General features: G+C 73.9%; 18 protein-coding genes and 1 pseudogene. 10 read left to right on the top strand and 9 right to left on the bottom strand.

What is annotated here, in order from left to right:
• Nucleotides 1–404, top strand: a pseudogene (locus tag RF644_RS18375) (inositol-3-phosphate synthase); the annotation flags it as partial.
• Between the two features lie 66 nt (nt 405–470).
• On the opposite strand, the gene RF644_RS18370 reads toward RF644_RS18375, so the two are convergent.
• Entirely contained in the window at nt 471–1,259 is a 789-nt protein-coding gene (locus RF644_RS18370; RefSeq protein ID WP_368797614.1) for a phosphatase, read from the bottom strand.
• Entirely contained in the window at nt 1,256–2,548 is a 1,293-nt protein-coding gene (locus tag RF644_RS18365; protein ID WP_368797613.1) for a glycosyltransferase, read from the bottom strand. Before RF644_RS18365 ends, RF644_RS18370 begins: the two co-directional genes overlap by 4 nt.
• Nucleotides 2,549–2,618: 70 nt before the next feature.
• Between RF644_RS18365 and alr the strand changes: the two genes are divergently transcribed.
• Genes alr through tsaD form a run of 5 tightly spaced genes read left to right on the top strand, consistent with a single transcriptional unit; the run spans nt 2,619 to nt 6,720 of the window.
• On the top strand, nt 2,619–3,860 hold the full coding sequence (gene alr, locus RF644_RS18360) for an alanine racemase (protein ID WP_368797612.1): 1,242 nt from the start codon (nt 2,619–2,621) through the stop codon (nt 3,858–3,860).
• Nucleotides 3,857–4,396, top strand: a complete 540-nt coding sequence (gene tsaE, locus RF644_RS18355) for a tRNA (adenosine(37)-N6)-threonylcarbamoyltransferase complex ATPase subunit type 1 TsaE (protein WP_368797611.1) — start codon at nt 3,857–3,859, stop codon at nt 4,394–4,396. Before alr ends, tsaE begins: the two co-directional genes overlap by 4 nt.
• 40 nt (nt 4,397–4,436) lie before the next feature.
• Complete coding sequence (tsaB, locus tag RF644_RS18350; protein WP_251355391.1) at nt 4,437–5,114, top strand: tRNA (adenosine(37)-N6)-threonylcarbamoyltransferase complex dimerization subunit type 1 TsaB; 678 nt, start codon at nt 4,437–4,439, stop codon at nt 5,112–5,114.
• A gap of 32 nt (nt 5,115–5,146) precedes the next feature.
• Nucleotides 5,147–5,626 (top strand): ribosomal protein S18-alanine N-acetyltransferase, encoded by a 480-nt coding sequence (rimI, locus tag RF644_RS18345; protein ID WP_368797615.1) that lies wholly within the window; start codon nt 5,147–5,149, stop codon nt 5,624–5,626.
• Nucleotides 5,623–6,720 (top strand): tRNA (adenosine(37)-N6)-threonylcarbamoyltransferase complex transferase subunit TsaD, encoded by a 1,098-nt coding sequence (gene tsaD, locus RF644_RS18340; RefSeq protein ID WP_035924800.1) that lies wholly within the window; start codon nt 5,623–5,625, stop codon nt 6,718–6,720. The genes rimI and tsaD overlap by 4 nt, the downstream gene beginning before the upstream one ends.
• Nucleotides 6,721–6,735: 15 nt before the next feature.
• Here the strand turns inward: tsaD and RF644_RS18335 are convergent, their stop codons facing one another.
• The 7 genes from RF644_RS18335 to RF644_RS18305 form a co-directional block, all read right to left on the bottom strand.
• Entirely contained in the window at nt 6,736–7,731 is a 996-nt protein-coding gene (locus tag RF644_RS18335) for a 2-hydroxyacid dehydrogenase (protein WP_368797610.1), read from the bottom strand.
• Nucleotides 7,732–7,790: 59 nt separating this feature from the next.
• Nucleotides 7,791–8,936, bottom strand: coding sequence for a glutamate--cysteine ligase (locus RF644_RS18330; protein ID WP_035924797.1), 1,146 nt, complete (start codon nt 8,934–8,936; stop codon nt 7,791–7,793).
• 50 nt (nt 8,937–8,986) lie between these two features.
• Nucleotides 8,987–10,258 (bottom strand): SAM-dependent methyltransferase, encoded by a 1,272-nt coding sequence (locus tag RF644_RS18325; protein WP_368797609.1) that lies wholly within the window; start codon nt 10,256–10,258, stop codon nt 8,987–8,989.
• A gap of 42 nt (nt 10,259–10,300) precedes the next feature.
• Nucleotides 10,301–11,056: an ABC transporter ATP-binding protein gene (locus tag RF644_RS18320; RefSeq protein WP_017834521.1), complete on the bottom strand. Its 756-nt coding sequence runs from the start codon at nt 11,054–11,056 to the stop codon at nt 10,301–10,303.
• Entirely contained in the window at nt 11,053–12,120 is a 1,068-nt protein-coding gene (locus RF644_RS18315) for an iron chelate uptake ABC transporter family permease subunit (protein ID WP_017834522.1), read from the bottom strand. The genes RF644_RS18320 and RF644_RS18315 overlap by 4 nt, the downstream gene beginning before the upstream one ends.
• Complete coding sequence (locus RF644_RS18310) at nt 12,113–13,099, bottom strand: ABC transporter permease (protein ID WP_368797608.1); 987 nt, start codon at nt 13,097–13,099, stop codon at nt 12,113–12,115. The genes RF644_RS18315 and RF644_RS18310 overlap by 8 nt, the downstream gene beginning before the upstream one ends.
• A gap of 81 nt (nt 13,100–13,180) precedes the next feature.
• Nucleotides 13,181–14,176: a siderophore ABC transporter substrate-binding protein gene (locus RF644_RS18305; RefSeq protein ID WP_368797607.1), complete on the bottom strand. Its 996-nt coding sequence runs from the start codon at nt 14,174–14,176 to the stop codon at nt 13,181–13,183.
• A gap of 431 nt (nt 14,177–14,607) precedes the next feature.
• On the opposite strand from RF644_RS18305, the gene groES reads away from it, so the two are divergent.
• From groES to RF644_RS18285, 4 genes are all read left to right on the top strand, one after another.
• Nucleotides 14,608–14,904: a co-chaperone GroES gene (gene groES, locus RF644_RS18300; protein ID WP_017834525.1), complete on the top strand. Its 297-nt coding sequence runs from the start codon at nt 14,608–14,610 to the stop codon at nt 14,902–14,904.
• A 158-nt stretch (nt 14,905–15,062) separates the two neighbouring features.
• Nucleotides 15,063–16,670, top strand: a complete 1,608-nt coding sequence (gene groL / locus RF644_RS18295) for a chaperonin GroEL (RefSeq protein WP_035924783.1) — start codon at nt 15,063–15,065, stop codon at nt 16,668–16,670.
• A 172-nt stretch (nt 16,671–16,842) separates the two neighbouring features.
• A complete protein-coding gene (locus tag RF644_RS18290) occupies nt 16,843–18,912 on the top strand; it encodes an acyltransferase family protein (RefSeq protein WP_368797606.1) in 2,070 nt (689 codons plus the stop codon).
• Nucleotides 18,909–21,011, top strand: a complete 2,103-nt coding sequence (locus tag RF644_RS18285; protein ID WP_368797605.1) for an acyltransferase family protein — start codon at nt 18,909–18,911, stop codon at nt 21,009–21,011. Before RF644_RS18290 ends, RF644_RS18285 begins: the two co-directional genes overlap by 4 nt.
• The last annotated feature ends 214 nt before the right edge of the window (nt 21,012–21,225 follow it).

Raw genomic sequence — 21,225 nt, 5'->3', positions numbered from 1 at the left:
ACATGCTCGAGCGCACCCGGCTGGAGTCCAAGAAGATCTCCAAGACCCAGGCGGTGACCTCCAACGTGGAGAAGGAGTTCGGGACGAAGGACGTGCACATCGGGCCCTCGGACCACGTGCCGTGGCTGGAGGACCGCAAGTTCGCCTTCGTGCGCCTGGAGGGCCACGGCTTCGGCAACGCCCCGATCAGCCTCGAGTACAAGCTGGAGGTGTGGGACTCCCCGAACTCGGCCGGGGTGATCATCGACGCGATCCGCGCCGCCAAGATCGGCCTGGACCGCGGGATCGGGGGCCCGCTGACCTCCGCGTCGGCGTACTTCATGAAGTCCCCGCACCTGCAGCTGCCCGACGACGTGGCCAGGGCGGACCTGGAGGCCTTCATCCGCGGCGAGCGCGAACGCTGAGCCCGCCGCTCCCGGGCCCGGGACCCCCGCACCGGGAACGGTGCGGGGGTCCCGTGCTCCGTGGCCTCAGAGATAGTCCGCGAGGCCGGCGCGGTGGAGCACGAACGCCGTGACAGGTTCGTAGACGCGCGGCGGGAGATTGTCGTCGAGCGGCACGGCGACCTCGACCTGGCCCTGCGCCTCCGCCACGAACACGCCCGGGTCGTTGCAGTCGGCGACCGCGATGGTCCGCAGCCCCCGGGACCCGGCCGCCCCGGCGAGGCCGTGGTCGGCGACCACGAGGTCGGGCGGGTTCTGCCCGTCCCGGCGCAGCTTCTCCAGGGTCAGGGACATCGGCCCGGGGAAGTGGGTGTGCCGCAGCCCGCCGTACTGCTCGACCATCACGACGCTCTCGATCTGCCGGACGTCGCCGTCCTCGAACGCGAAGCCGTCCGGGACCTGCACCACGTGTGCGCCGGCGCGGCGGGCCACCCGGGCCAGCTGCGCGTAGACCGGGAACAGGCCGGCCGGGTGGCCGGTGGCGAAGAGCACGCGCCCGCCGGCGGCGACCACCTCGCCGAGGACCCGCGCGTAGCGCTCCAGCCCGGCGACGGCCAGCTCCGCGGAGATCGTGTCCTGGCCCTCGGCGTGCGCCCGGTCGGGGGAGATGCCGACGCGGTCGCGCATCAGCGCGAACACGTCGTCGAAGCTCCACTCCCGGGTGCGCACCACGCCCATGTGCTGGTGCTGGTCGCCGTCCAGGAAGCCCTGGATGTTGCGCAGGTTCGCCTCCCGGGAGGTCGCCACCGCTCCGGTGATGCGGTGGTCGTCGAGGTGGCGGGCGAGGTCTGCGGGGGAGAGGGGGGAGGTCGTCACCGTTCGAGTGTATTCAGGCGCCGGCCGCTACCGTCGCGTACCCCCGCCCGGGCGCGGACCCGGGCGTAGACCTCCGCGGTGGCCAGGGCCGTGCGGTCCCAGGAGTGGCCCTCGGCGCGCCGGGCGGCGGCCCGGCCCATGCGCTCCAGGGCGGCCGGGTCGCCGGCGAGCTCGACCACGGCCCGCGCCCACGAGCCGGGGTCGCGGTCGGGCACGAGCCGGCCGGTGAGCCCGTCGAGCACCGCGGTGCGCAGCCCGTCCACGTCCGTGGCGAGCACCGGCGTGCCGCAGGCCTGCGCCTCCAGGGCCACGAGGCCGAACGTCTCGGAGGAGGAGGGGACGGCCACGACGTCGGCCCGGCGCATCCGGGCGGCGAGCTGCGGGGCCGGCAGGGCGGGCCCGAAGCGCACGACGTCCTCCAGCCCCAGCTCCCGCACGCGCTCCCGGAGCACGGCCGTGAAGCCCCGGGTGCCGACCCCCACGACGTCCAGCTCCACGGGCAGGCCCGGGTCGGACCGCCGGATCCGCGCGAGCGCGTCGACGAGGACGTGCGGGCCCTTGAGCGCCTGCAGGCGCCCGGCGAACAGGATCCGCAGCGGGCGCCCCGGTGAGCCGGGGGGCGGCTCGTCGGCGCGGCGCGGCTCGCCGGGGGCGGGGTCCGGGGAGAAGGCCGAGAGGTCGACGCCGGGGGTGATCACGGTCAGGCGCCCCGCATCGGCGTCGTAGAGCTCGATCATCTGCAGCGCCTCGGTCCGGGTGTTCACCACCGTGGCCTCGGACCGGGCGATCAGCCCGGCCTCGGCCTCGGCGCGGGAGGCCGGCTCGAGGCCCTCCCCGGTCCGGGCGCGCAGGTTCTTCCCGAGCGCCGTGGTGTGCAGGGTCAGGACGAGGGGGACGCCCCAGCCGTCGGCGAGCTCCCGGCCCGCGGCGCCGGAGAGCCAGTAGTGGGCGTGCACGACGTCGGGCCGGTCGGCCTCCGCGCGGAGCACCTCCGCGAAGGCCGCGGTGAACCCGGGCAGGTCCTCCTTGCTCGCCCCGGCGGCACCCGGCAGCGAGACGGTGAGCAGCCGCAGCCCCTCGCGGATGCGGGTGCGCCGCACGCCGACGACGGCCGGGGCGCCGCGGCCCCGGTCGAGGGTGGCCATGTCCACGGTGTGGCCGGCGTCCACGAGGGCCTCGGCGAGGTGGCGCACGTAGACGTTCATGCCGCCCGCATCCCCCGACCCCGGTTGCTCGAGGGGACAGGTGTGCAGGCTGATCAGCAGGACGTGGCGGGGCGCGGCGGACACGGCTCAACTCTAGCCGCCGCCCCCGGGGCCCCGGTCCGGGCCCGGGGGCGGCGGTGCCACAATGGGAGCCGTGAACCGTCCAGACCCCGTCCCGGCCGCCCCGTCCGGATCCGCCCTCCCCCCTCCGCCCCGGTGCGAGCGCAGCGCCGTGGTCGACCTCGCCGCCGTCCGCGCCAATGTGCGCCGGCTCCGTGACCTCGCCGCCCCCGCCCGGCTCATGGCCGTGGTCAAGGCCGACGCCTACGGCCACGGTGCGGTGCCCGTGGCCCGGGCGGCCCTCGAGGCCGGCGCCCACGCCCTGGGCGTCGCCCACGTCGGCGAGGCCCTCGCCCTGCGCGCCGCGGGGATCGGGGCGCCCGTGCTCGCGTGGCTGCACACCGTCGACACCGACTTCCGGGCGGCGCTCGCCGCCGACGTCGAGCTGGGCGTCAGCGGCTGGGAGCTCGCCCCGATCGCCGCGGCCGCCCGCGCGCTCGGGACCACCGCCCGGATCCACCTCAAGATCGACACCGGACTGGGCCGCAACGGCGCGCCGGAGGCCCTCTGGCCCGAGCTCGTGCGGGCCGCCGCGCAGGCCGAGACCGAGGGGCTCGTGCGGGTGGTCGGCGTCTTCACCCACCTCGCCGTCGCCGACGAGCCGTCCCGGCCCGAGACCCGGGAGCAGCTCGAGCGCTTCCGCGCGGCCGTGGCCACGGCGCGGGCCGCCGGGCTCCGGCCCGGGCTGCGGCACGCGGCGAACTCGCCCGGTCTCCTCTCCGCCGCCGGGCTCGAGCGCCCCGGGGACATGCTCCTGGACATGGTCCGGGTGGGAGTGTCCCTCTACGGGCTCTCCCCGTTCGCGGACCGCACCCCGGAGCAGCTCGGTCTCGTGCCCGCCATGACCCTGCGGAGCACGGTCAGCGCGGTCAAGGAGGTGCCGGCGGGCCAGGGCGTCTCCTACGGGCTGGGCTACGTCACGGACCACCCCACCACCCTGGCGCTCGTCCCGCTGGGCTACGCGGACGGCGTCCCGCGCTCCGGCACCGGCGGACCCGTGCGGATCCAGGGCCGCACCTACCCGGAGGTCGGCCGGGTCGCGATGGACCAGATCGTGGTCGACCTCGGCGCGCCGGGACGCTCCGCCCCCGAGCACGGGCTGCTCGGGGCGGAGGCCGTGCTGTTCGGGGCGGGGGAGAACCCCTCGGCGAGCGCCTGGGCGGACGCCGCCGGCACCATCAACTACGAGATCGTCACCCGCGTCTCGCCCCGCGTGCCCCGGGTGCACCTGCACGCCGCGGAGGACCCGGCCGGCGCGGCGGAGGAGCAGGCATGAGCGAGTGGACCCGGACCGTGACCGTGGACGGGCCCGGGCGCACCCAGGCCCTGGCCGAGCGGCTGGGCGCCCAGCTGCGCGCCGGGGACCTGCTGGTCCTCACCGGCGAGCTCGGCGCGGGCAAGACCACGTTCACCCAGGGGCTGGGCCGGGGACTGGGGGTGCGCGCGGGGATCATCTCGCCCACGTTCGTGCTGGTCCGCCGGCACCCCAACGTCCCGGACGGTCCCCGGCCCGGCGGCCCGGACCTGGTGCACGTCGACGCCTACCGGCTGGGCTCCGCGGCGGAGGTCGACGACATCGACCTGGAGGACACGGCGGACACCGCCGTCACCGTGGTCGAGTGGGGGGCCGGGAAGGTCGAGCACCTGGCCGACTCCCGCCTCGAGATCGTGCTGGAGCGCGCCGTGGGCGCCGACCCCCTCGTCCTGGGCGCGGCCGGGGACGAGGACCCGGACGAGGACGACGAGCCCCGCCGCATCACCCTCACGGGGATCGGCCCGCGCTGGGCGGTCGGGCCCCCGCGGCTCGACTGAGCCGGGAGGCGCCCCCGGGGGCGGGCACTACACTGGTCGGGTGCTCCTCCTGTGCCTGGACTCCTCCGCCGTCGCCTCCGCCGCCCTCGTCACCGGTGCGGGCGAGGTCCTCGGCTCCTACGCGAGCCCGGACACCCGCTCCCACGCCGAGGTCCTGGCCCCCGCGGTCCGCGACCTGCTGGCCGGCCGCGGCGTCACCGGCGCCGACCTCGACGGGGTCCTCGTCGGCACCGGCCCCGGGCCCTTCACCGGCCTGCGCGCGGGGATCGCCACGGCGCGGGCGCTCGCCTTCGCGTGGGACGTGCCGCTGCACGGTCTCATGAGCCTCGAGGCCCTCGCCCAGGACGCGGCCGGCCCCGCCCGGGCGGCCGGTCACGAGGAGTTCCTCGTGCTTACCGACGCCCGGCGCCGGGAGGTCTACTGGGCCCGCTTCGCCGCGGCCGAGGACGGCCCGCGGCGCACCGGGGGACCGGGCGTGGCCGCCGCCGAGCAGCTCCCGGAGCTGCCCGCCTACGGCCGCGGGGCGGGGATCTACGCGGACCGGCTGGCCCGGCCCGTGCCGGAGTTCGCCGCGGCCCAGCCCACGGCGTCGTCCCTGGGCCTCGCCGCCGCGCGCCGCACCGCCCGCGGGGAGGCGCTGTCCCCGGACACGACCCCCCTGTACCTGCGCGAGTCCGACGCGAAGGTCCCCGGCCCCCGGAAGCGGGCGGGCGCGTGAGCCCCGCCCCCGGCTCCTGGACGCTGCGCCGGATGGTCCCCGCGGACGTCGCGGCGGTGCACGCGCTCGAGCGGCGGCTCTTCCCGGTCGACGCCTGGCCGCTCGAGATGTTCTTCGCGGAGCTCGCCCAGCCCGTGTGCTGGTACTGGGTCGCCGAGCAGGACGGCGTGATCGTCGGCTACGCGGGGCTCATGTGCATCCGCCCCGTGGGCGACGTGCAGACCATCGCGGTGGTCCCCGAGCACGAGGGACGCGGGATCGGCTCCGCCCTGCTGCGCACCCTGCACGCGCAGGCCCGGGAGCTCGGGGCCACCGAGGTGCTGCTCGAGGTCCGTGCCGACAACCCGCGCGCCCAGCAGCTCTACCGCCGCTTCGGCTACGAGCAGATCCACACCCGCCCCCGCTACTACCGGGACGGCGCCGACGCGCTGATCATGCGCCTCGACCTCACCGGAACCGACACCCCGGCCGCCACCGACACCCCGGCCGCCCCGACGGAGGAGACCCCATGACCGACGGACCCCTCGTGCTGGGCATCGAGTCCTCGTGCGACGAGACCGGCGTGGGCATCGTGCGGGGACGCACCCTGCTCGCCAACGTGGTGTCCTCCTCGATGGACGAGCACGTGCGCTTCGGCGGCGTGATCCCCGAGATCGCCTCCCGCGCCCACCTCGACGCGATCGTCCCCGCCCTGCGCGAGGCCCTGGACCGGGCGGGCGTGGGCCTGGCGGACCTCGACGCGCTCGCGGTGACCTCCGGACCCGGCCTGGCCGGGGCCCTGATGGTGGGCACGGCCGCCGCGAAGGCCCTCGCCGTGGCCACGGGCAAGCCCCTCTACGCGATCAACCACCTCGTGGCGCACGTCAGCGTGGGTCTGCTCGAGGACTCCGGGATCGAGGGCTTCCAGGGCGACTTCGACGACGGGCTGCCGCCCGGCCTCGGGGCGCTGCTGGTCTCCGGGGGGCACACCGAGATCCTCGCCGTCGAGGACCTCTCCCGGGACGTGCGCCTGCTCGGGGCCACGATCGACGACGCGGCCGGTGAGGCCTACGACAAGGTGGCCCGCGTCCTGGGCCTCGACTACCCCGGCGGCCCGGCCATCGACGCCGCCGCCCGGGACGGGGACCCCACCGCCTTCCGCCTGCCCCGCGGGCTGAGCGCGGGCAAGTACATGGGCTCCGCCGAGCGGCCCGGCCCGCACCGCTACGACTTCTCCTTCTCCGGGCTCAAGACCGCCGTGGCCCGGGTCGTCGAGGGCTACGAGGCGCGGGGCGAGCCGGTGCCGGTCGCCGACGTCGCGGCGTCCTTCCAGGAGTCGGTGGCCGACGTGGTCACCCGCAAGGCCGTGCTCGCGTGCACCGAGCAGGGGCTCGGGACGCTGCTGCTCGGCGGGGGAGTGGCCGCGAACTCCCGGCTGCGCGAGCTCACCGCCGAGCGCTGCGCCGCGCACGGGATCGAGCTGGTGATCCCCCGGCTGCCGCTGTGCACGGACAACGGGGCGATGGTCGCCGCGCTGGCCGCCCGGGTCGTGGCCGAGGGCCGTGCGCCCTCCGGGCTGGACTTCGCCGCCGACTCCTCGCTGCCGGTCACCACCGTCTCCGTCTGAGCCGGCCGGGGCCGCTCACGGCACGGGGGTGACCATGGTGCCGTCGGCCAGCCAGCTGCGGAGGTTGCGCAGGGCGAGCTCGGCCATCTCCCGCCGGGTCTCCACGGTCGCGCTGCCCACGTGCGGCAGGAGCACCACCGTGTCGAGCTCGCGCAGGGCGGCCGGCACCCGGGGCTCGTCGGCGAAGACGTCCAGGCCGGCCCCGCCGAGCCGGCCCTCCTGCAGCGCCGCCACCAGGGCCCGCTCGTCGACGACCGAGCCGCGGGCGACGTTGACGAGGAACCCGTCCGGGCCGAGGGCGTCCAGCACCTCCGCGCCGACCGTCCCGGCGGAGTCCGGGCCGCCGGGGACGGCGACCACGAGCACGTCGACGGCGGCCGCCAGCTCCGCCGCGGACCCGTGGTAGGCGTACCCGCTGCCGGTGGCCGGGCGCCGGTTGTGGTAGTGGATCTCGCAACCCAGCGCCTCCAGCCGGACGGCGACCGCCCGGCCGATCCTGCCCAGGCCCAGCACGCCCACCCGCCGTCCGGAGGCGTGCCGGCCCAGCGGGAAGTCCCCCGTGCTCTCCCACTGCCCGCGCCGGACGTAGCGGTCCGCCGCGGAGAAGCGGCGCAGCACGTCCAGGTAGAGGGCCAGCGCGGTGTCCGCCACGGCGTCGGTCAGGACGTCGGGGGTGTTGCTCATCACGATGCCGCGCGCGGCGGCCCCGGCGGCGTCCGTGCCGTCGTAGCCTACGCCGAAGTGGACGACGGCCTCGAGCCGGGGCAGCCGCCGCATCAGGTCCGGGCCCACGCCGGTGCGCCCGGAGCCGACCGCCACCCTGACGTCGCCGGCGTGCCGCTCGAGGAAGCGGTCCTGCTCGGCGGGGTCCTCGGGCAGGCGCAGGGCGGAGAACTCGGCGGCCAGCCCCTCCTCCAGCAGGGGGTGCAGGGCGCCGAGCTGCAGCACCCCGTGGTCCTGCGGGGCGTGGCGGGCGGAGGGGTCCGGGCCGGTGCCGGTCGTGTTCGTCATGCCTGCAACCTAGGGACGAACAGGTCCCCGCGTCCAGCGGGGCGTGCCGGGCGGGCGGGTCAGTCGTTCTCCCGGGTGCGGCGGACGATGTCGAGGGCGACGGCGTGCAGGTCCCCGTCGTGGGCCCGGGCGACCGCGCGCTGGCGCTGGTAGCCGGCGCCCTGCTCCAGGATCCGCTCCACGTCGGCGAGCTCCCGGGAGCAGCCCAGCTGCGCGGCCACGGGCTCCAGCCGGTCGAGCAGCGCGGTCAGGTCCGTGCGCAGGTCCCGCTCGACGTTGCGCGGGTCGGTGATGACCTCGGCGTCGAGGCCGTAGCGGGCGGCGCGCCACTTGTTCTCCTGGATGTGCCAGGGCTTCAGGCGGGCGGGGGGCCGGCCCGCCTCCACGTCCCGGGAGATGGACTCCGCGAGGCACTGGGTGAGCGCCGTGAGCGCCCCGACCTCCCACAGGGTCGAGAGCCCGTCGCAGAAGCGCACCTCGTCGGTGCCCAGCCGGGGCACGGGGCGCACGTCCCAGCGGGCCTCGCTCATCTCCTCGATGATGCCGGTGGCGATCATGTCCGTGATGCACTGCTCGTACGCGTCCCAGGACGGGAAGTGGTACGGCAGCCCCGCCGTGGACAGCTGCTGGAAGATCATGGAGCGCTGGGACGCGTATCCGGTGTCCTCGCCCGCCCAGAAGGGCGAGTTCGCGGACAGCGCCAGCAAGTGCGGGTAGTAGGTCAGCAGCCCGTCCAGCACGGGCAGCGCCTTCGCCCGCGAGTCGAGGCCCACGTGCACGTGCACCCCGTAGATGACCATCTGCCGGCCCCAGTACTGGGTGCGGTCCACGAGCTTGTGGTAGCGCTGCTTGTCGGTGACCTGCTGGTCCTGCCAGCGGGCGAACGGGTGGGTGCCGGCGGCGAAGACCTCGAGGCCCTGCGGGTCGGTGACCTTGCGGATCTCGTCCAGCATGGTGGACAGCTGTTCGGTGGAGTGGGCGACGTCCCGGCACACCCCGGTGACCAGCTCGACGGTGTTGAGCAGGAACTCCCCGGTCAGGTGCGGGTGGTCGCCGTCCGTGCCCCAGGCGGGGTGGGCGTCCAGGACGGCCTCGAACGTCTCCCGGCCCCGGGGGACGAGATCCCCGGTGGTGCCGTCCACGAGGGCGATCTCCCACTCGACGCCCAGCGTCGACTGGTGGGAGCGGGCGAACGAGATCTCCACGCGGCAGGTCCTCCGTGCTCTGGGGGCGGGCCGGTCGGCCCGCGGAGCCATCAGTCTACGGTTTCCACGACGATCACGACGCGCTGCTCCGCGGGGTCCGCGCCGCCCCGCCCCGGGCTCTCCGGGCCGGGGCCCGGGGCCGTCCGGGTGACCACGAGCGTGGCCCGTCCGGGGCCCTTCGGCGCGAGCCGGCGGCGCAGCTCCTCCGGGGTGACGTCCGTGCCGCGCTTCTTGATCTCGAGCGTGCCGACCTCGTGCTCCCGGACCCACCGCTTGAGCACCTTGACGGTGTGCGGCAGCACCTCCCGCACGCGGTACGCACGGGCCAGCGGGGTGCGCACGAGCTCGTCGGAGGTGAGGTAGGCGATCCGGGGGTGGATCAGCCGCGCGCCCAGCTGCCGGGCGAGGTCCGTGACGAGCCCCGCCCGGATCACCGCGCCGTCCGGTTCGTAGAGGTAGGCGCCCACGGGTCCGACCACGGCGTCGGCGTGGGCGGGGTCGTGGTCCTCGGGGCTGGTGAGCTCCGCGGACCCGTGCTCGGAGAGCACGAGCGCCGCCCGCCGCACGCCGGGGCGGGCCACCGCGTTGAACCACAGCACGGCCTCGACCACGTCGCCCCGGTCGGAGACCCACTGCGCCTCGCACCCGGCGGGGACCGCCTCGTGCGGGATGCCCGGCCCCAGCTTCACCCCGACGGGCAGGCCGCGCCCGGCCAGCGACTCGACGAAGGACAGGGGCGGGGAGAACGCCTCGGGGTCGAAGATCCGGCGGGTGCCCGACGACGACGTGGTGCGCCGGGCCGGGTCCAGCCACACCCCGTCCGGCGGTCCGCCGGGCAGGGTAGTGAGGTCCAGCCGCTCGACGTCGGCCTGCAGCACCGTGGCCTCGGGGAAGGGGAGGAGGTTGAGCGTGGCCACCGCGGCCGTGGTCTCGTCGAGCTCCACGGCGGTGACCCGGCGGTCCAGGGAGGCCAGCGCGAGCGCGTCCGCGCCGATGCCGCAGCCGAGGTCGGCCACGTGCACCAGGTGCGCGTCGGCGAAGCGCCGGGCGTGCAGGGCGGCCACGCGCAGCCGGGTGGCCTGCTCGAGGCCGGCCCGGGTGAAGAGCATGCGGTCGGCGAAATCGCCGAACTTCTCCCGCGCCCTGGCGCGGAGCCGGGACTGGGTGAGCACCGCGGAGACGAGCCGGGGATCGTGCCCCGCGGCGCGCAGGCGGGTCGCGGCCCCCAGGGCGTCGTCGGCGTCGTAGGGGCCCACGGCCTCCAGCAGGCGACTCCCCTCGGCGGTGAGCAGGGGTGCGATGTCGGTCGCCTCGTTCTGCATCGGTCCACCCTATCCGCCCCCGCCCGTCCGGGCGGGCACCGGTCAGTAGAACGCGGCGAGACGGCCGCGGGGGCCGTCGATGACGGTCACCGGGGTCTCGAAGACCCGGGTGAGGACCGCGCCGTCCATGATCTCGTGCGGCTCGCCGAACTCGGCGACCCGGCCGTCCTTGACGGCGCAGATCCGGTCCGCGTAGTGGCTGGCGAAGTTGATGTCGTGGAGCACGATGACGATGGTGCGCCCCATCTCGTCGCAGGCCCGCCGCAGGTGCTGCATCATCGACACGGCGTGCCGCATGTCCAGGTTGTTGAGGGGCTCGTCCAGCAGCACGTGGTCGGTCTCCTGGGCGAGGACCATGGCGACGTACGCGCGCTGGCGCTGGCCGCCCGACAGCTGGTCGAGATAGCGGTGCTCCAGCGGCGCCAGGCCGAGGAAGTCGATGTACCTGCCGATGATCTCGTCGTCCACGGCGGTGAGCCGGCCGCGGCTGTGGGGGAAGCGGCCGAAGCCCACCAGCTGCCGCACGGTGAGCCGGGTGATGTAGTGGTTCTCCTGGCGCAGGACGGAGACGATCCGGGCGAGGTCCTTGGACCGGGTCCGGGCCACGTCGTAGCCGGCGATGTCGATGCTGCCGTCGTCGAGGCCGAGCAGGCGTCCGATCATCGTCAGCAGCGTGGACTTGCCCGCCCCGTTGGGGCCGACCAGGGCGGTCATGCCGGCCGACGGGATCTCGAGGTCGACGGGCCCGACCGTGACCTCACCGCCGTAGTCCTTGCGCACGTTGGTCAGGGTGATCACAGCCGGCCCTTTCGGAGGATGACGTAGAGGAAGACGGAGCCGCCGACGAGCTCGATGATGATCGAGACGACGCCCTGGGCGTAGAAGACGTGGTTCAGGACGAAGTAGGCGCCCGTCAGGACGAGGAACCCGGTGAGGACCGCCACGGGGAAGAGGTGGCGGTGGTCGTACGTGTCGGCGAACTGGTAGGCGAGCGTCGCCACCAGGAAGCCGAGGAACGTCATGGGGCCCACCAGGGCGGTGGAGACGGCCATCAGGACGGAGACGAGGAAGAGGGTGCCCATGATCTCGGCGCGGTGCCGCAGGCCGAGGTTCAGGCTCACGTCCCGCCCGAGGGCGACCACGTTCAGGCGCGAGGACCTCAGCCACAGGGCGCCCCCGGCCAGCAGGCACAGCGGGACGGCCACCGGCAGGTAGTCGGCCTGGGCGTTCGTCACGGAGCCGAACAGCCGGGCGGAGAGCACGTCGAACTCGCTGGGGGACAGCAGGCGCTGCATGAAGGTCGAGACGGAGCCGAGGCCCCCGCCGATGATGATGCCCACCAGCAGCATCACCTGCAGGTTCCCGTACCGGCCCGAGAGCAGCCAGCCGTAGAGCGCGAGGGAGAGCGCGACCATGAGGGCCACCTGCAGCAGGAACTGCGGCACGCCCTGCAGGACGAGGATCCCCGCGGCGCCCAGGAAGTACACCGTGGACGTCTGGATGGCCACGTAGAGGGACTCGAAGCCCATGATCGACGGGGTGATGATCCGGTTGTTCGTGGCCGTCTGGAAGCTCACGGTCGCGATCGCCTGGCAGAAGGCCACGACCGCCATGATGACCACGCTCGTCACCCGGCGGTCCGCGATCCGCCAGAAGCCGTCCGAGCCGACCGGCATCGGGTTGTCCCAGGCCAGCAGGCCGAAGGCGAAGCCCGCGGAGGCGAGGGCCAGCACGGCGACGACCGTCCAGTACCGCCGCCGGGCCCGCGGGGTGGGGAACGCCCCGGCGCGGCCCCGTGCGGCGGGGGCCGCCGGCGCCGCGGCCGGTGCGGGTGCGGGAGTGCTGAGCACGGCCTCAGACACGACGACGCTGCCTCAGGAGCAGGCAGACGAACACCACGGCGCCGACGATCCCGAGGATCACGGACACGGGGATCTCGAACGGCATGATGACGATCCTTCCGATGAGGTCGCACAGCGTCACGATGGCGATGCCGAGCAGGCACACCCACGGCAGGTTGCTGCGCAGGTCGTCGCCGCGGACCATCGAGACGATGTTCGGCACGATGAGGCCCAGGAAGGGCAGGTTGCCGACGACGACGGTGACGACGCCGGTGGCCACCGCGATCAGCCCGGTCCCGAGCAGGACGGTGCGGTGGTAGTTCAGCCCCACATTGGTGGCGACGTCCTCGCCGAGCCCGGCGACGGTGAGCCGGTCCGCCACGAGGAACACCGCGATCCCGACCAGGAGCACGATCCACAGCACCTCGTACTGACCGCGCAGCACCGAGGTGAAGCTGCCGGCGAACCAGACCCCGAGGTTCTGCAGCATGTCCGTCTGCAGCGCCAGGAACGTCGAGACGGACCCGACCACCGCGCCCAGCATGATGCCGACGATGGGCACGATGAGGGAGGAGCGCAGGGAGACGCGGCGCAGGAAGAGGAAGAAGACCATGGTCCCGATGAAGGCCGCGGTCACGGCGCCGAGCATCCGGGTGAGGACCGTGGCGGTGGGCACCAGGAGCATGACGAGCAGCAGCCCGAGCCCCGCCCACTCGGTGGTGCCCGTCGTGGTGGGCTCCACGAAGCGGTTCTGCGTGAGCAGCTGCATCACCAGGCCGGACATGGACATGGCGGCGCCGGCCAGCACCAGGGCGATGGTGCGGGGGATCCGCGTGATCGCGAACATCTCGTCGCCGTCCTCGGCGCCGAAGACGTCGTAGACCCCCGTGAGGAGGGACGCGGCCAGCAGCGCGAGGACGCCGAGCGCACCGAGCAGCAGCTTCCAGTCGAACAGCGAGCCCTTGCTCGCCGCGGGGGGTCTCGACACGATCGTCGACATGGGGTCAGTCCTTCCTCCGGCCTCGTGCCCGGCGGACGGCGGTGGTGGGGCGGACCCCGCCACCGCCGTCCGGACGATGGGTCAGTCCTGCGCGCCCATGGCGTCGGCCAGGGTGTCGAAGAACTCGGTGTAGGTCTGGATGCCCTCGTTGGTGTAGGTGTCCCGGGGCATGTAGACGACCTGGCCCTCCTGCACCGCGGTGACGTTCTGCAGGGCCGCGGCGTTCTCGATGACCTCCTGCGCCGGGGTGTACTCCGGGTCCTCGGCGGAGATCGCGGCGTCGCGGTCCATCACGAGGATCCAGTCGGGGTTCGAGTCGGCGATCGCCTCGACGGAGATGTCGTCGCCCTGGTGGTCGTCGCTGGCGCCCTCGACCTCGAGGGCCGGTGCGAAGTCGAAGATCTCGAACAGCGGGCCCAGGGTGCGTCCGTTGCCCGGGGCGATGAAGCCGATCTCGCCGCCGGAGACGGTGACGGCCATGACCGTGTCGCCGGGCCGGTAGCCGTCGATGACGCGCTGCATCGCCGCGTCGAAGTCGCCGTTGATCTGCTCGGCCTCGTCCTCGCGGTCGAAGACCTGGCCCAGGACGGAGGTCTGCCGCTTCAGCTCCTCGTCGAAGGGCTCGTCCTCCCGCGGGTCGAGCTCGACGATGGTGGCCTCCGGCACCAGGTCGGCGAAGTCCTCGCGGTAGTCGGCGAAGCGCTGGCCGTTGACGATGAGGTCGGGGTCCGCGGCGACGACGGCCTCGAGGTCGGGCTCGCGGTGGTTGCCGAGGTCGACGACGGACTCGTCGTCGGCGTAGGCGATGGTGTCCGGCATGAGGGCGCGCGGGGCCGCCGCCAGTTCGACGCCCCACTCGGCGAGCGTCTCGAAGGTGCGGTTGTCGGTGGCGACGACGGACGCCGGCGGGGCCTCGACCGTCTGCGTGCCGTAGTTGTCCTCGACCTCGACCGTGGCGGCGGAGGGGGCGGACGACTCCGCGGAGGCGGCCTCGTCGCCCTGGGCCGTGCCGCAGGCGGTGAGGGCGAGGACACCGGCGACGGCCAAGAGGGCAGCCGGGTGCTGGGTGCGGTTCATGGTCTTCCTTCGTGCAGAGGGCGCCGGCGTGCTCCGGGGTGGAGGACGCCGGCAGGATCCGATGGGCGCGACGGACCTGCGCACGGATGTGCGGGGACGTCGAGGAGGGCACCGCTGCTCGGCCGAGGTAAGGGTTGCCTTACCGCTCAACCTAGAGGGTCGGGCGGGCGTGAGGCAAATCATTGGCGAACACCGGCGTGCCCTAATTCCCGCCGGACATTCCCGCGGGGGTCGGCGCGCTGGCACTCGCCTTGACCGACTGCCAGCCCGCTCCTACAGTTGGCCTTGGCACTCTCCGGGTGAGGGTGCTAAGGGCCAGGCGATCGACCGGCACCGCGACGACGGTCGGTGCGCCGATTGGCCCGAAGCTCGACGGCGGGCTCCGCCCGCGGTCGCCCACCGTTTTCCACCCCTACAGACAAGGAGAGATCGTGTCGGTCTCCATCAAGCCTCTCGAGGATCGCATCGTCGTCCAGCCGCTCGCCGCTGAGCAGACCACCGCGTCCGGTCTCGTCATCCCGGACACCGCCAAGGAGAAGCCCCAGGAGGGCAAGGTCCTGGCGGTCGGCCCCGGTCGTGTCGACGACTCCGGCAACCGCATCCCGGTCGACGTCCAGGAGGGCGACGTCGTGATCTTCTCGAAGTACGGCGGTACCGAGGTCAAGTACAACGGCGAGGAGTACCTGGTCCTCCCGGCCCGCGACGTGCTCGCCGTCGTCGTCAAGTAGACCGGGCCGCACCGACCCGGCGCAGACCGCGCAGTCCTGACGAAGGGTGCCCCCCGCACGCCCCGCTGTTCCGGCGGGCCCGCGGCGGGCACCCTTCGCCGATCCAGACCCCGAAACCCGCTGGCGACCCCAGCCACCCCAGAAGGAGCTCTTCGCCCATGGCCAAGCAGCTGGCGTTCGACGACGCCGCCCGCAAGTCCCTCGAGAACGGCGTCAACAAGCTCGCCGACACCGTCAAGGTCACCCTCGGCCCGCGCGGGCGCAACGTGGTGCTCGACAAGAAGTGGGGCGCCCCCACGATCACCAACGACGGCGTGACCATCGCCCGCGAGGTCGAGCTCGACGACCCGTACGAGAACCTCGGCGCCCAGCTCGCCAAGGAGGTGGCGACCAAGACCAACGACGTCGCCGGCGACGGCACCACCACCGCCACCGTGCTCGCCCAGGCGCTCGTCAAGGAGGGCCTGCGCAACGTGGCCGCCGGCGCCGACCCGCTGAGCCTCAAGCGCGGCATCGAGAAGGCCGTCGAGGCCGTCTCCGAGCGCCTGCTCGAGAACGCCCGCCCGGTGGAGGGCACCAACGTCGCCCACGTGGCGACCATCTCCGCGCAGGACCCGGCGATCGGCGAGCTCATCGCCCGGGCCTTCGAGACCGTCGGCAAGGACGGCGTCATCACGATCGAGGACGGCTCGAGCACCGAGGTGGAGCTCGACGTCACCGAGGGCATGCAGTTCGACAAGGGCTACCTGTCCCCGTCCTTCGTGACCGACGCCGAGCGCCAGGAAGCGGTCATGGAGAACTCCCTGGTGCTGCTGTACCAGGGCAAGATCTCCTCGGTGCCGGAGCTCATGCCCGTGCTGGAGAAGGTCCTCCAGGCCAAGAAGCCGCTGACCATCATCGCGGAGGACGTCGAGGGCGAGGCCCTGTCCACCCTCGTGGTCAACCGGCTGCGCGGCACCCTCGACGTCGTGGCCCTCAAGGCCCCCGGCTTCGGCGACCGCCGCAAGGCGATCATGCAGGACCTCGCCGTCCTCACCGGCGGCCAGCTCATCACCAGCGAGCTGGGCATCAGCCTCGACCAGGTCACCCTGGAGCAGCTGGGCACCGCCCGGCGCGTCACGGTCACCAAGAACACCACCACCCTGGTCGACGGCGGGGGCACCCCGGCCGAGATCCAGGACCGGGTCGCCACGATCCGCGCCGAGGTGGAGCGCACCGACTCCGAGTGGGACCGCGAGAAGCTCCAGGAGCGGCTCGCCCGCCTGGCCGGCGGGGTCTCCGTGATCAAGGTCGGCGCCGCCACCGAGGTCGAGGCCAAGGAGCGCAAGCACCGCATCGAGGACGCCGTCTCCGCGACCCGCGCGGCCCTCGAGGAGGGCATCGTCGCCGGCGGCGGCACCGCTCTCGTGCAGGCCGCGAAGGTCCTCGACGAGTCCGACCTCGGGCTCACCGGGGACGCCGCGACCGCGCTCGGCATCGTCCGCCGCGCGCTGCGGCAGCCGCTGTACTGGATCGCCCAGAACGCCGGTCAGGACGGGGCCGTGGTCGCCTCCCGCGTCGCCGAGCTCGAGGCCGGGCACGGCTACGACGCCGCCACCGGCGAGTACGTCGAGATGGTCGGCGCGGGCATCATCGACCCCGTCAAGGTCACCCGCTCGGCGCTGCAGAACGCCGCGTCCATCGCGGCGCTCGTGCTGACCACCGAGACGCTCGTGACGGACAAGCCCGCCGAGGACGAGGGGCACGGCCACGGCCACCAGCACTGACGGCCGGCACTGACGGCCGGCGCCGAGCCGGCTCGCCCCGCGGACCCGTCCCACCACCGGTGGGGCGGGTCCGCGTCCGTTCCGGGGTCCGCGCCGGGTCCTCCGGTAGAGTGCGGGGGTCCGTCCGACCACTGCCGCGCCCCCGGCGGCACGGTGTTCCCAGGAGATGCCCATGACGACCCTCAGTGCGCAGAGCACTCCTGCCGGCGTCGAGCCGGACACGGCCCGGCGAGTGGCCCGGTACGCCGGGTTCCGTCCGGAGGTGCAGGGGCTGCGCTTCGTCGCCGTGCTGCTCGTGGTGGTCTACCACGTGTTCCTGGACCGGGTGTCCGGGGGAGTGGACATCTTCCTGCTGATCTCGGCGTTCTTCCTGACCCTGTCCTTCGTGCGCAAGCTCGAGGCGGGGAGGCCGCTGGCGCTGGGGCGGTACTGGCTGCACGTGTTCAAGCGGCTGCTGCCGCTGGCTGTGCTCACGATCCTGGGCACCCTGGTGCTGGCGTGGTGGTTCTTCCCGGAGGCGCGGATCGACCGGGTGCGCACGGAGGCGCTGGCCTCGGTGTTCTACGTGGAGAACTGGGCGCTGGCGCTGGCCGAGGTGGACTACTACGCCGCCGACGACTCCACGGCCTCCCCGTTCCAGCACTTCTGGTCCCTGTCGGTGCAGGGGCAGGTGTTCCTGCTGTGGCCGCTGGTGTTCGGGGCGGCGTGGCTCGTGTGCCGGGGCGGGCGCCGGCGGCCGGTGCCGGTGCTGGCGGTGCTCTTCGGGCTGGTCTTCGCGGCCTCCCTCGCCTGGTCGGTGCACACGACCGCCACGGACCAGGCGTTCGCCTACTTCGACACCCGGGCCAGGCTGTGGGAGTTCGCCCTCGGGTCCCTGCTGGCCCTCGCGGTGCCGTACCTGAAGCCGCCGCGGTCGGTGCGGGTGGTGCTGGGCTGGGCCGGGATGCTCAGCATGGTCTCGGTCGGGGTGCTGATCGACGTGCAGGGGGCCTTCCCCGGCTGGATCGCCCTGTGGCCGCTGCTCTCGGCCGCGGCGATCATCGTGGCCGGGCACTCCGGCTCGCCCTTCGGCCTGGACCGCTTGCTGGCCTCGCGGCCGCTGGTGCGGCTGGGGGACGCCTCCTACGCGCTCTACCTCATCCACTGGCCGCTGCTGATCACCTACCTGGTGCTGCGGGACCGGCCCGTGGCCGGGCCGCGGTCGGGCGTGGTGATCATCCTGGTGTCGCTGGTGCTGGCGGTGGCTGCCACCAAGCTCGTGGAGCGCCCGTTCCAGCGGTGGGCGTGGCCGGAGCGGGACAAGCGGCGGCTGGCCGTGTCGGTGGCGGTGAGCCTGGCGCTCGTGGCGGTGCCGGTGCTGGCGTGGCAGCAGGCCGACGCACGGCGGGAGGCCGCGCTGGCGGAGGACGCCGCCCGCAACAACCCCGGGGCGGCGGTGCTGGACCCGGGCTTCGAGTTCCGGGGCGACCCGGACGCCCCCGCCCTGCCCCTGGCCTCCGCGCTGGGCGACGAGTGGGTCGGTCTGCCCGAGCCCTGTTCCGGGGCGTTCGCCCCCGAGCAGGAGGTCCTCGAGCAGTACTGCCGCCAGACCCCGGCCCTGCCGGACCCCGAGCGGACGATCGCGGTGGTCGGCAACTCCCACATGGAGCAGTTCATGGGCGCGGTGATCCCCCTCGCTGAGGAGCGCAACTGGCAGCTCGTCGCCGTGCTGCAGCCGGGCTGCGCCTTCGCGGTGCGCCCGGAGGGGGACGCGTGCCACGAGGGGAACGCCGCGGCGATCGAGTACGTGGAGCGGCTCGCCCCGGACGCGGTCATGACGACCTCGACCTACGCCGCCCGGATGGACGGTCCCGCCGAGGCCATGGTCGGGGGGTTCCCGGAGCTGGTCGACCGCCTCACGGGCCAGGGCATCGACGTCGTCGGCTTCCGGGACAATCCCCGGTTCGACTTCAACCCCTACGAGTGCGCCGTGCGCCACGGCCAGGACGCCGACCGGTGCCGCGTGCCCGTCGAGCAGGTCCTGGCGCCCGTCAACCCGGCCGACGCCATCCGGGACCGGAACGGCTTCTCCTCGCTCGACCTCACCGATCTCATCTGCCCGGAGGGGCTGTGCCGTCCCGTGGTGGGCAACGTGCACGTCTTCTTCGACCCGCACCACCTCACGTGGACCTACGCGCGGACGATGGCGCCGGCCCTCGAGACCCGGCTCCCCGGCACGCTCCTCCAGGGGGTGCCCTCGTGAGCACGGTGCAGGCCGGCGTCCCGCGCCCTGACCCGGGGGTCACCTCCCCGGGCGGCCCCGGCGGCGTCGAGCCGGACACGGTCCGGCGGGTGGCCCGGTACTCCGGGTTCCGCCCCGAGGTGCAGGGGCTGCGGTTCGTCGCGGTGCTGCTCGTGGTGGTCTACCACGTGTTCCTCGGGCGGGTCTCCGGGGGCGTGGACGTGTTCCTGCTGATCTCCGCCTTCTTCCTGACCCTGTCCTTCGTGCGCAAGCTCGAGGCCGGCCGGCCCCTGGCCCTGGGACGGTACTGGCTGCACGTGTTCAAGCGGCTGCTGCCGCTGGCGGTGCTCACCATCCTCGGCACCCTCGTCCTGGTGGCCGCCGTCTACCCCGGCTCCGACGCCGGGCAGTGGCGCACCGAGGCGCTGGCCTCGGTGCTCTACGCGGAGAACTGGGCGCTCGCGCTGAGCTCCGTCGACTACTACGCCGCCGACCACTCCACCGCCTCGCCGTTCCAGCACTTCTGGTCCCTGTCGGTCCAGGGGCAGGTGTTCCTGATCTGGCCTCTGATCTTCGCCGCCGCCTGGCTGCTCACGCGGCGGGGGAGCCTCCGGCCGGTCCCCGTCCTGGTCGCGATGTTCGGCACCCTGTTCCTGGCCTCCCTGGCGTGGTCGGTGCACAGCACGGCCGTTCAGCAGGAGTTCGCCTACTTCGACACCCGCACCCGGCTGTGGGAGTTCGCCCTCGGGTCGCTGCTCGCCCTCGCCCTGCCCTACCTGAAGCCGCCGCGGACCGCGCGCGTGGCCCTGGGCTGGGCCGGGCTGCTCAGCATGGTCTCCGTGGGGGTGCTGGTCGACGTGCAGGGGGCGTTCCCCGGGTGGATCGCGCTGTGGCCGCTGCTCTCGGCCGCGGCGATCATCGTGGCCGGCCGCTCCGGGTCCCCGTTCGGACTGGACCGGATCCTCGCCTCGCGGCCCCTGGTGCGGCTGGGGGACTCGGCCTATGCGCTGTACCTGATCCACTGGCCGCTGCTGGTCACCTACCTCGTGCTGCGGGACCGGCCCATGGCCGGGCCGCGGTCGGGGGCGGTGATCATCGTCGTCTCCCTGGTGCTCGCCGTGCTGGCCACCCGGCTGGTCGAGGACCGGTTCAAGGCCTGGGCCTGGCCCGAGCAGAACAAGCGGCGCCTCGCCGGGGTCGTGGTGCTCTGTCTCGTCCTGGTCGCCGCCCCCGTGCTCGCCTGGCAGCACGTCGAGGACCGGCGTGCCGACCGGATCCAGGCCGAGGCCGTCCGGAACAACCCCGGGGCCGCCGTCCTCGAGCCCGGCTTCGAGTTCCGGGGCGACCCGGACGCCCCGACCCTGCCCCTGCTCTCCGACGAGAGCAAGAGGTGGGCTTCCCTGGGGGGGCCGTGTACCGAGTCCCTCGGGCTCGCCCAGGTCAACGAGCGATGGTGCCACGAGACTGTGACCCAGGAGAACCCGTCGGCGACCCTGCTGCTCATCGGCAACAGCCACGTCCAGCACTGGGCCCCGGCGGTGCGCTCGCTCGCCGAGCAACGTGGATGGCGGGTTGTCTCCTACATCCGGCCCGCGTGCTTCTACTCCACGGTGGAGGAACAGATGCGTCCCGATGACTGCGCTCCGTGGCTCGAGGACACGGACACGGTGCTCGACGCGGTGGACCCGGATCTTGTCATGGTGCAGGGCACGCTCGCCACCACCACGGGGGAGCAGCTCCCGGCGGGGATGGAGGCGCGCATGCGCGCACTGGACACCCGCGGCGTTCCCGTCGTCGCGGTCCGCGACACCCCCCGTTTCGACTACGCTCCTGCCCGGTGCGCAGTCGAGTCCGGCCTCGCCGACCCCGGGTGCGCCGATCAGCATCCGATGCTGGGTACGGTCAGCCCTGTGCAGGCCCTGGCCGACGAGCTCGCGCTGGTGTCGACGGTGGACATGACGGACCTCGTGTGCCCGGACGGTGCCTGTCTGCCCGTGGTCGGGAACGTCTACGTGTACTGGGACGACAACCACCTCACCGTTCCCTACGTGGAGAGTCTCTCTGCGCGGTTCGCCGATCGCTTCCGCGAGGCCCTCGCCGGCGACGGCCTCCACCCCTGACGGACACCCGGCGGTGGCGCCGGAACCCGGCGCATGCGACGCCCTGTGCTGTGCTGTCAGGCGGCGACGGCGCCCCGCGGTGCGTCCCGGCGCGGTGCCGGGCGTGCGATAAGTTGGCAGCAGACGCCCCCCCCCCCCCCCCCTCCCCCCCCCCCCCCCCCCCCCCCCCCCCCCCCCCCCCCCCCCCCCCCCCCCCCCCCCCCCCCCCCCCCCC

The organism is Kocuria sp. CPCC 205258, from assembly GCF_040981005.1.
GTDB lineage: Bacteria > Actinomycetota > Actinomycetes > Actinomycetales > Micrococcaceae > Kocuria > Kocuria rosea.
Note: the sequence above shows the minus strand (reverse complement) of the source record. Positions and strands in the feature narration are given on the sequence as shown.

Coding starts and splice junctions, on each gene's coding strand:
- RF644_RS18310 (WP_368797608.1), bottom strand. CDS start 13,099: ATGTCGACGATCGTGTCGAGACCCCCCGCGGCGAGCAAGGGCTCGCTG.
- RF644_RS18305 (WP_368797607.1), bottom strand. CDS start 14,176: ATGAACCGCACCCAGCACCCGGCTGCCCTCTTGGCCGTCGCCGGTGTC.
- rimI (WP_368797615.1), top strand. CDS start 5,147: ATGGTCCCCGCGGACGTCGCGGCGGTGCACGCGCTCGAGCGGCGGCTC.
- tsaD (WP_035924800.1), top strand. CDS start 5,623: ATGACCGACGGACCCCTCGTGCTGGGCATCGAGTCCTCGTGCGACGAG.
- RF644_RS18335 (WP_368797610.1), bottom strand. CDS start 7,731: ATGACGAACACGACCGGCACCGGCCCGGACCCCTCCGCCCGCCACGCC.
- RF644_RS18290 (WP_368797606.1), top strand. CDS start 16,843: ATGACGACCCTCAGTGCGCAGAGCACTCCTGCCGGCGTCGAGCCGGAC.
- tsaE (WP_368797611.1), top strand. CDS start 3,857: ATGAGCGAGTGGACCCGGACCGTGACCGTGGACGGGCCCGGGCGCACC.
- groL (WP_035924783.1), top strand. CDS start 15,063: ATGGCCAAGCAGCTGGCGTTCGACGACGCCGCCCGCAAGTCCCTCGAG.
- RF644_RS18325 (WP_368797609.1), bottom strand. CDS start 10,258: ATGCAGAACGAGGCGACCGACATCGCACCCCTGCTCACCGCCGAGGGG.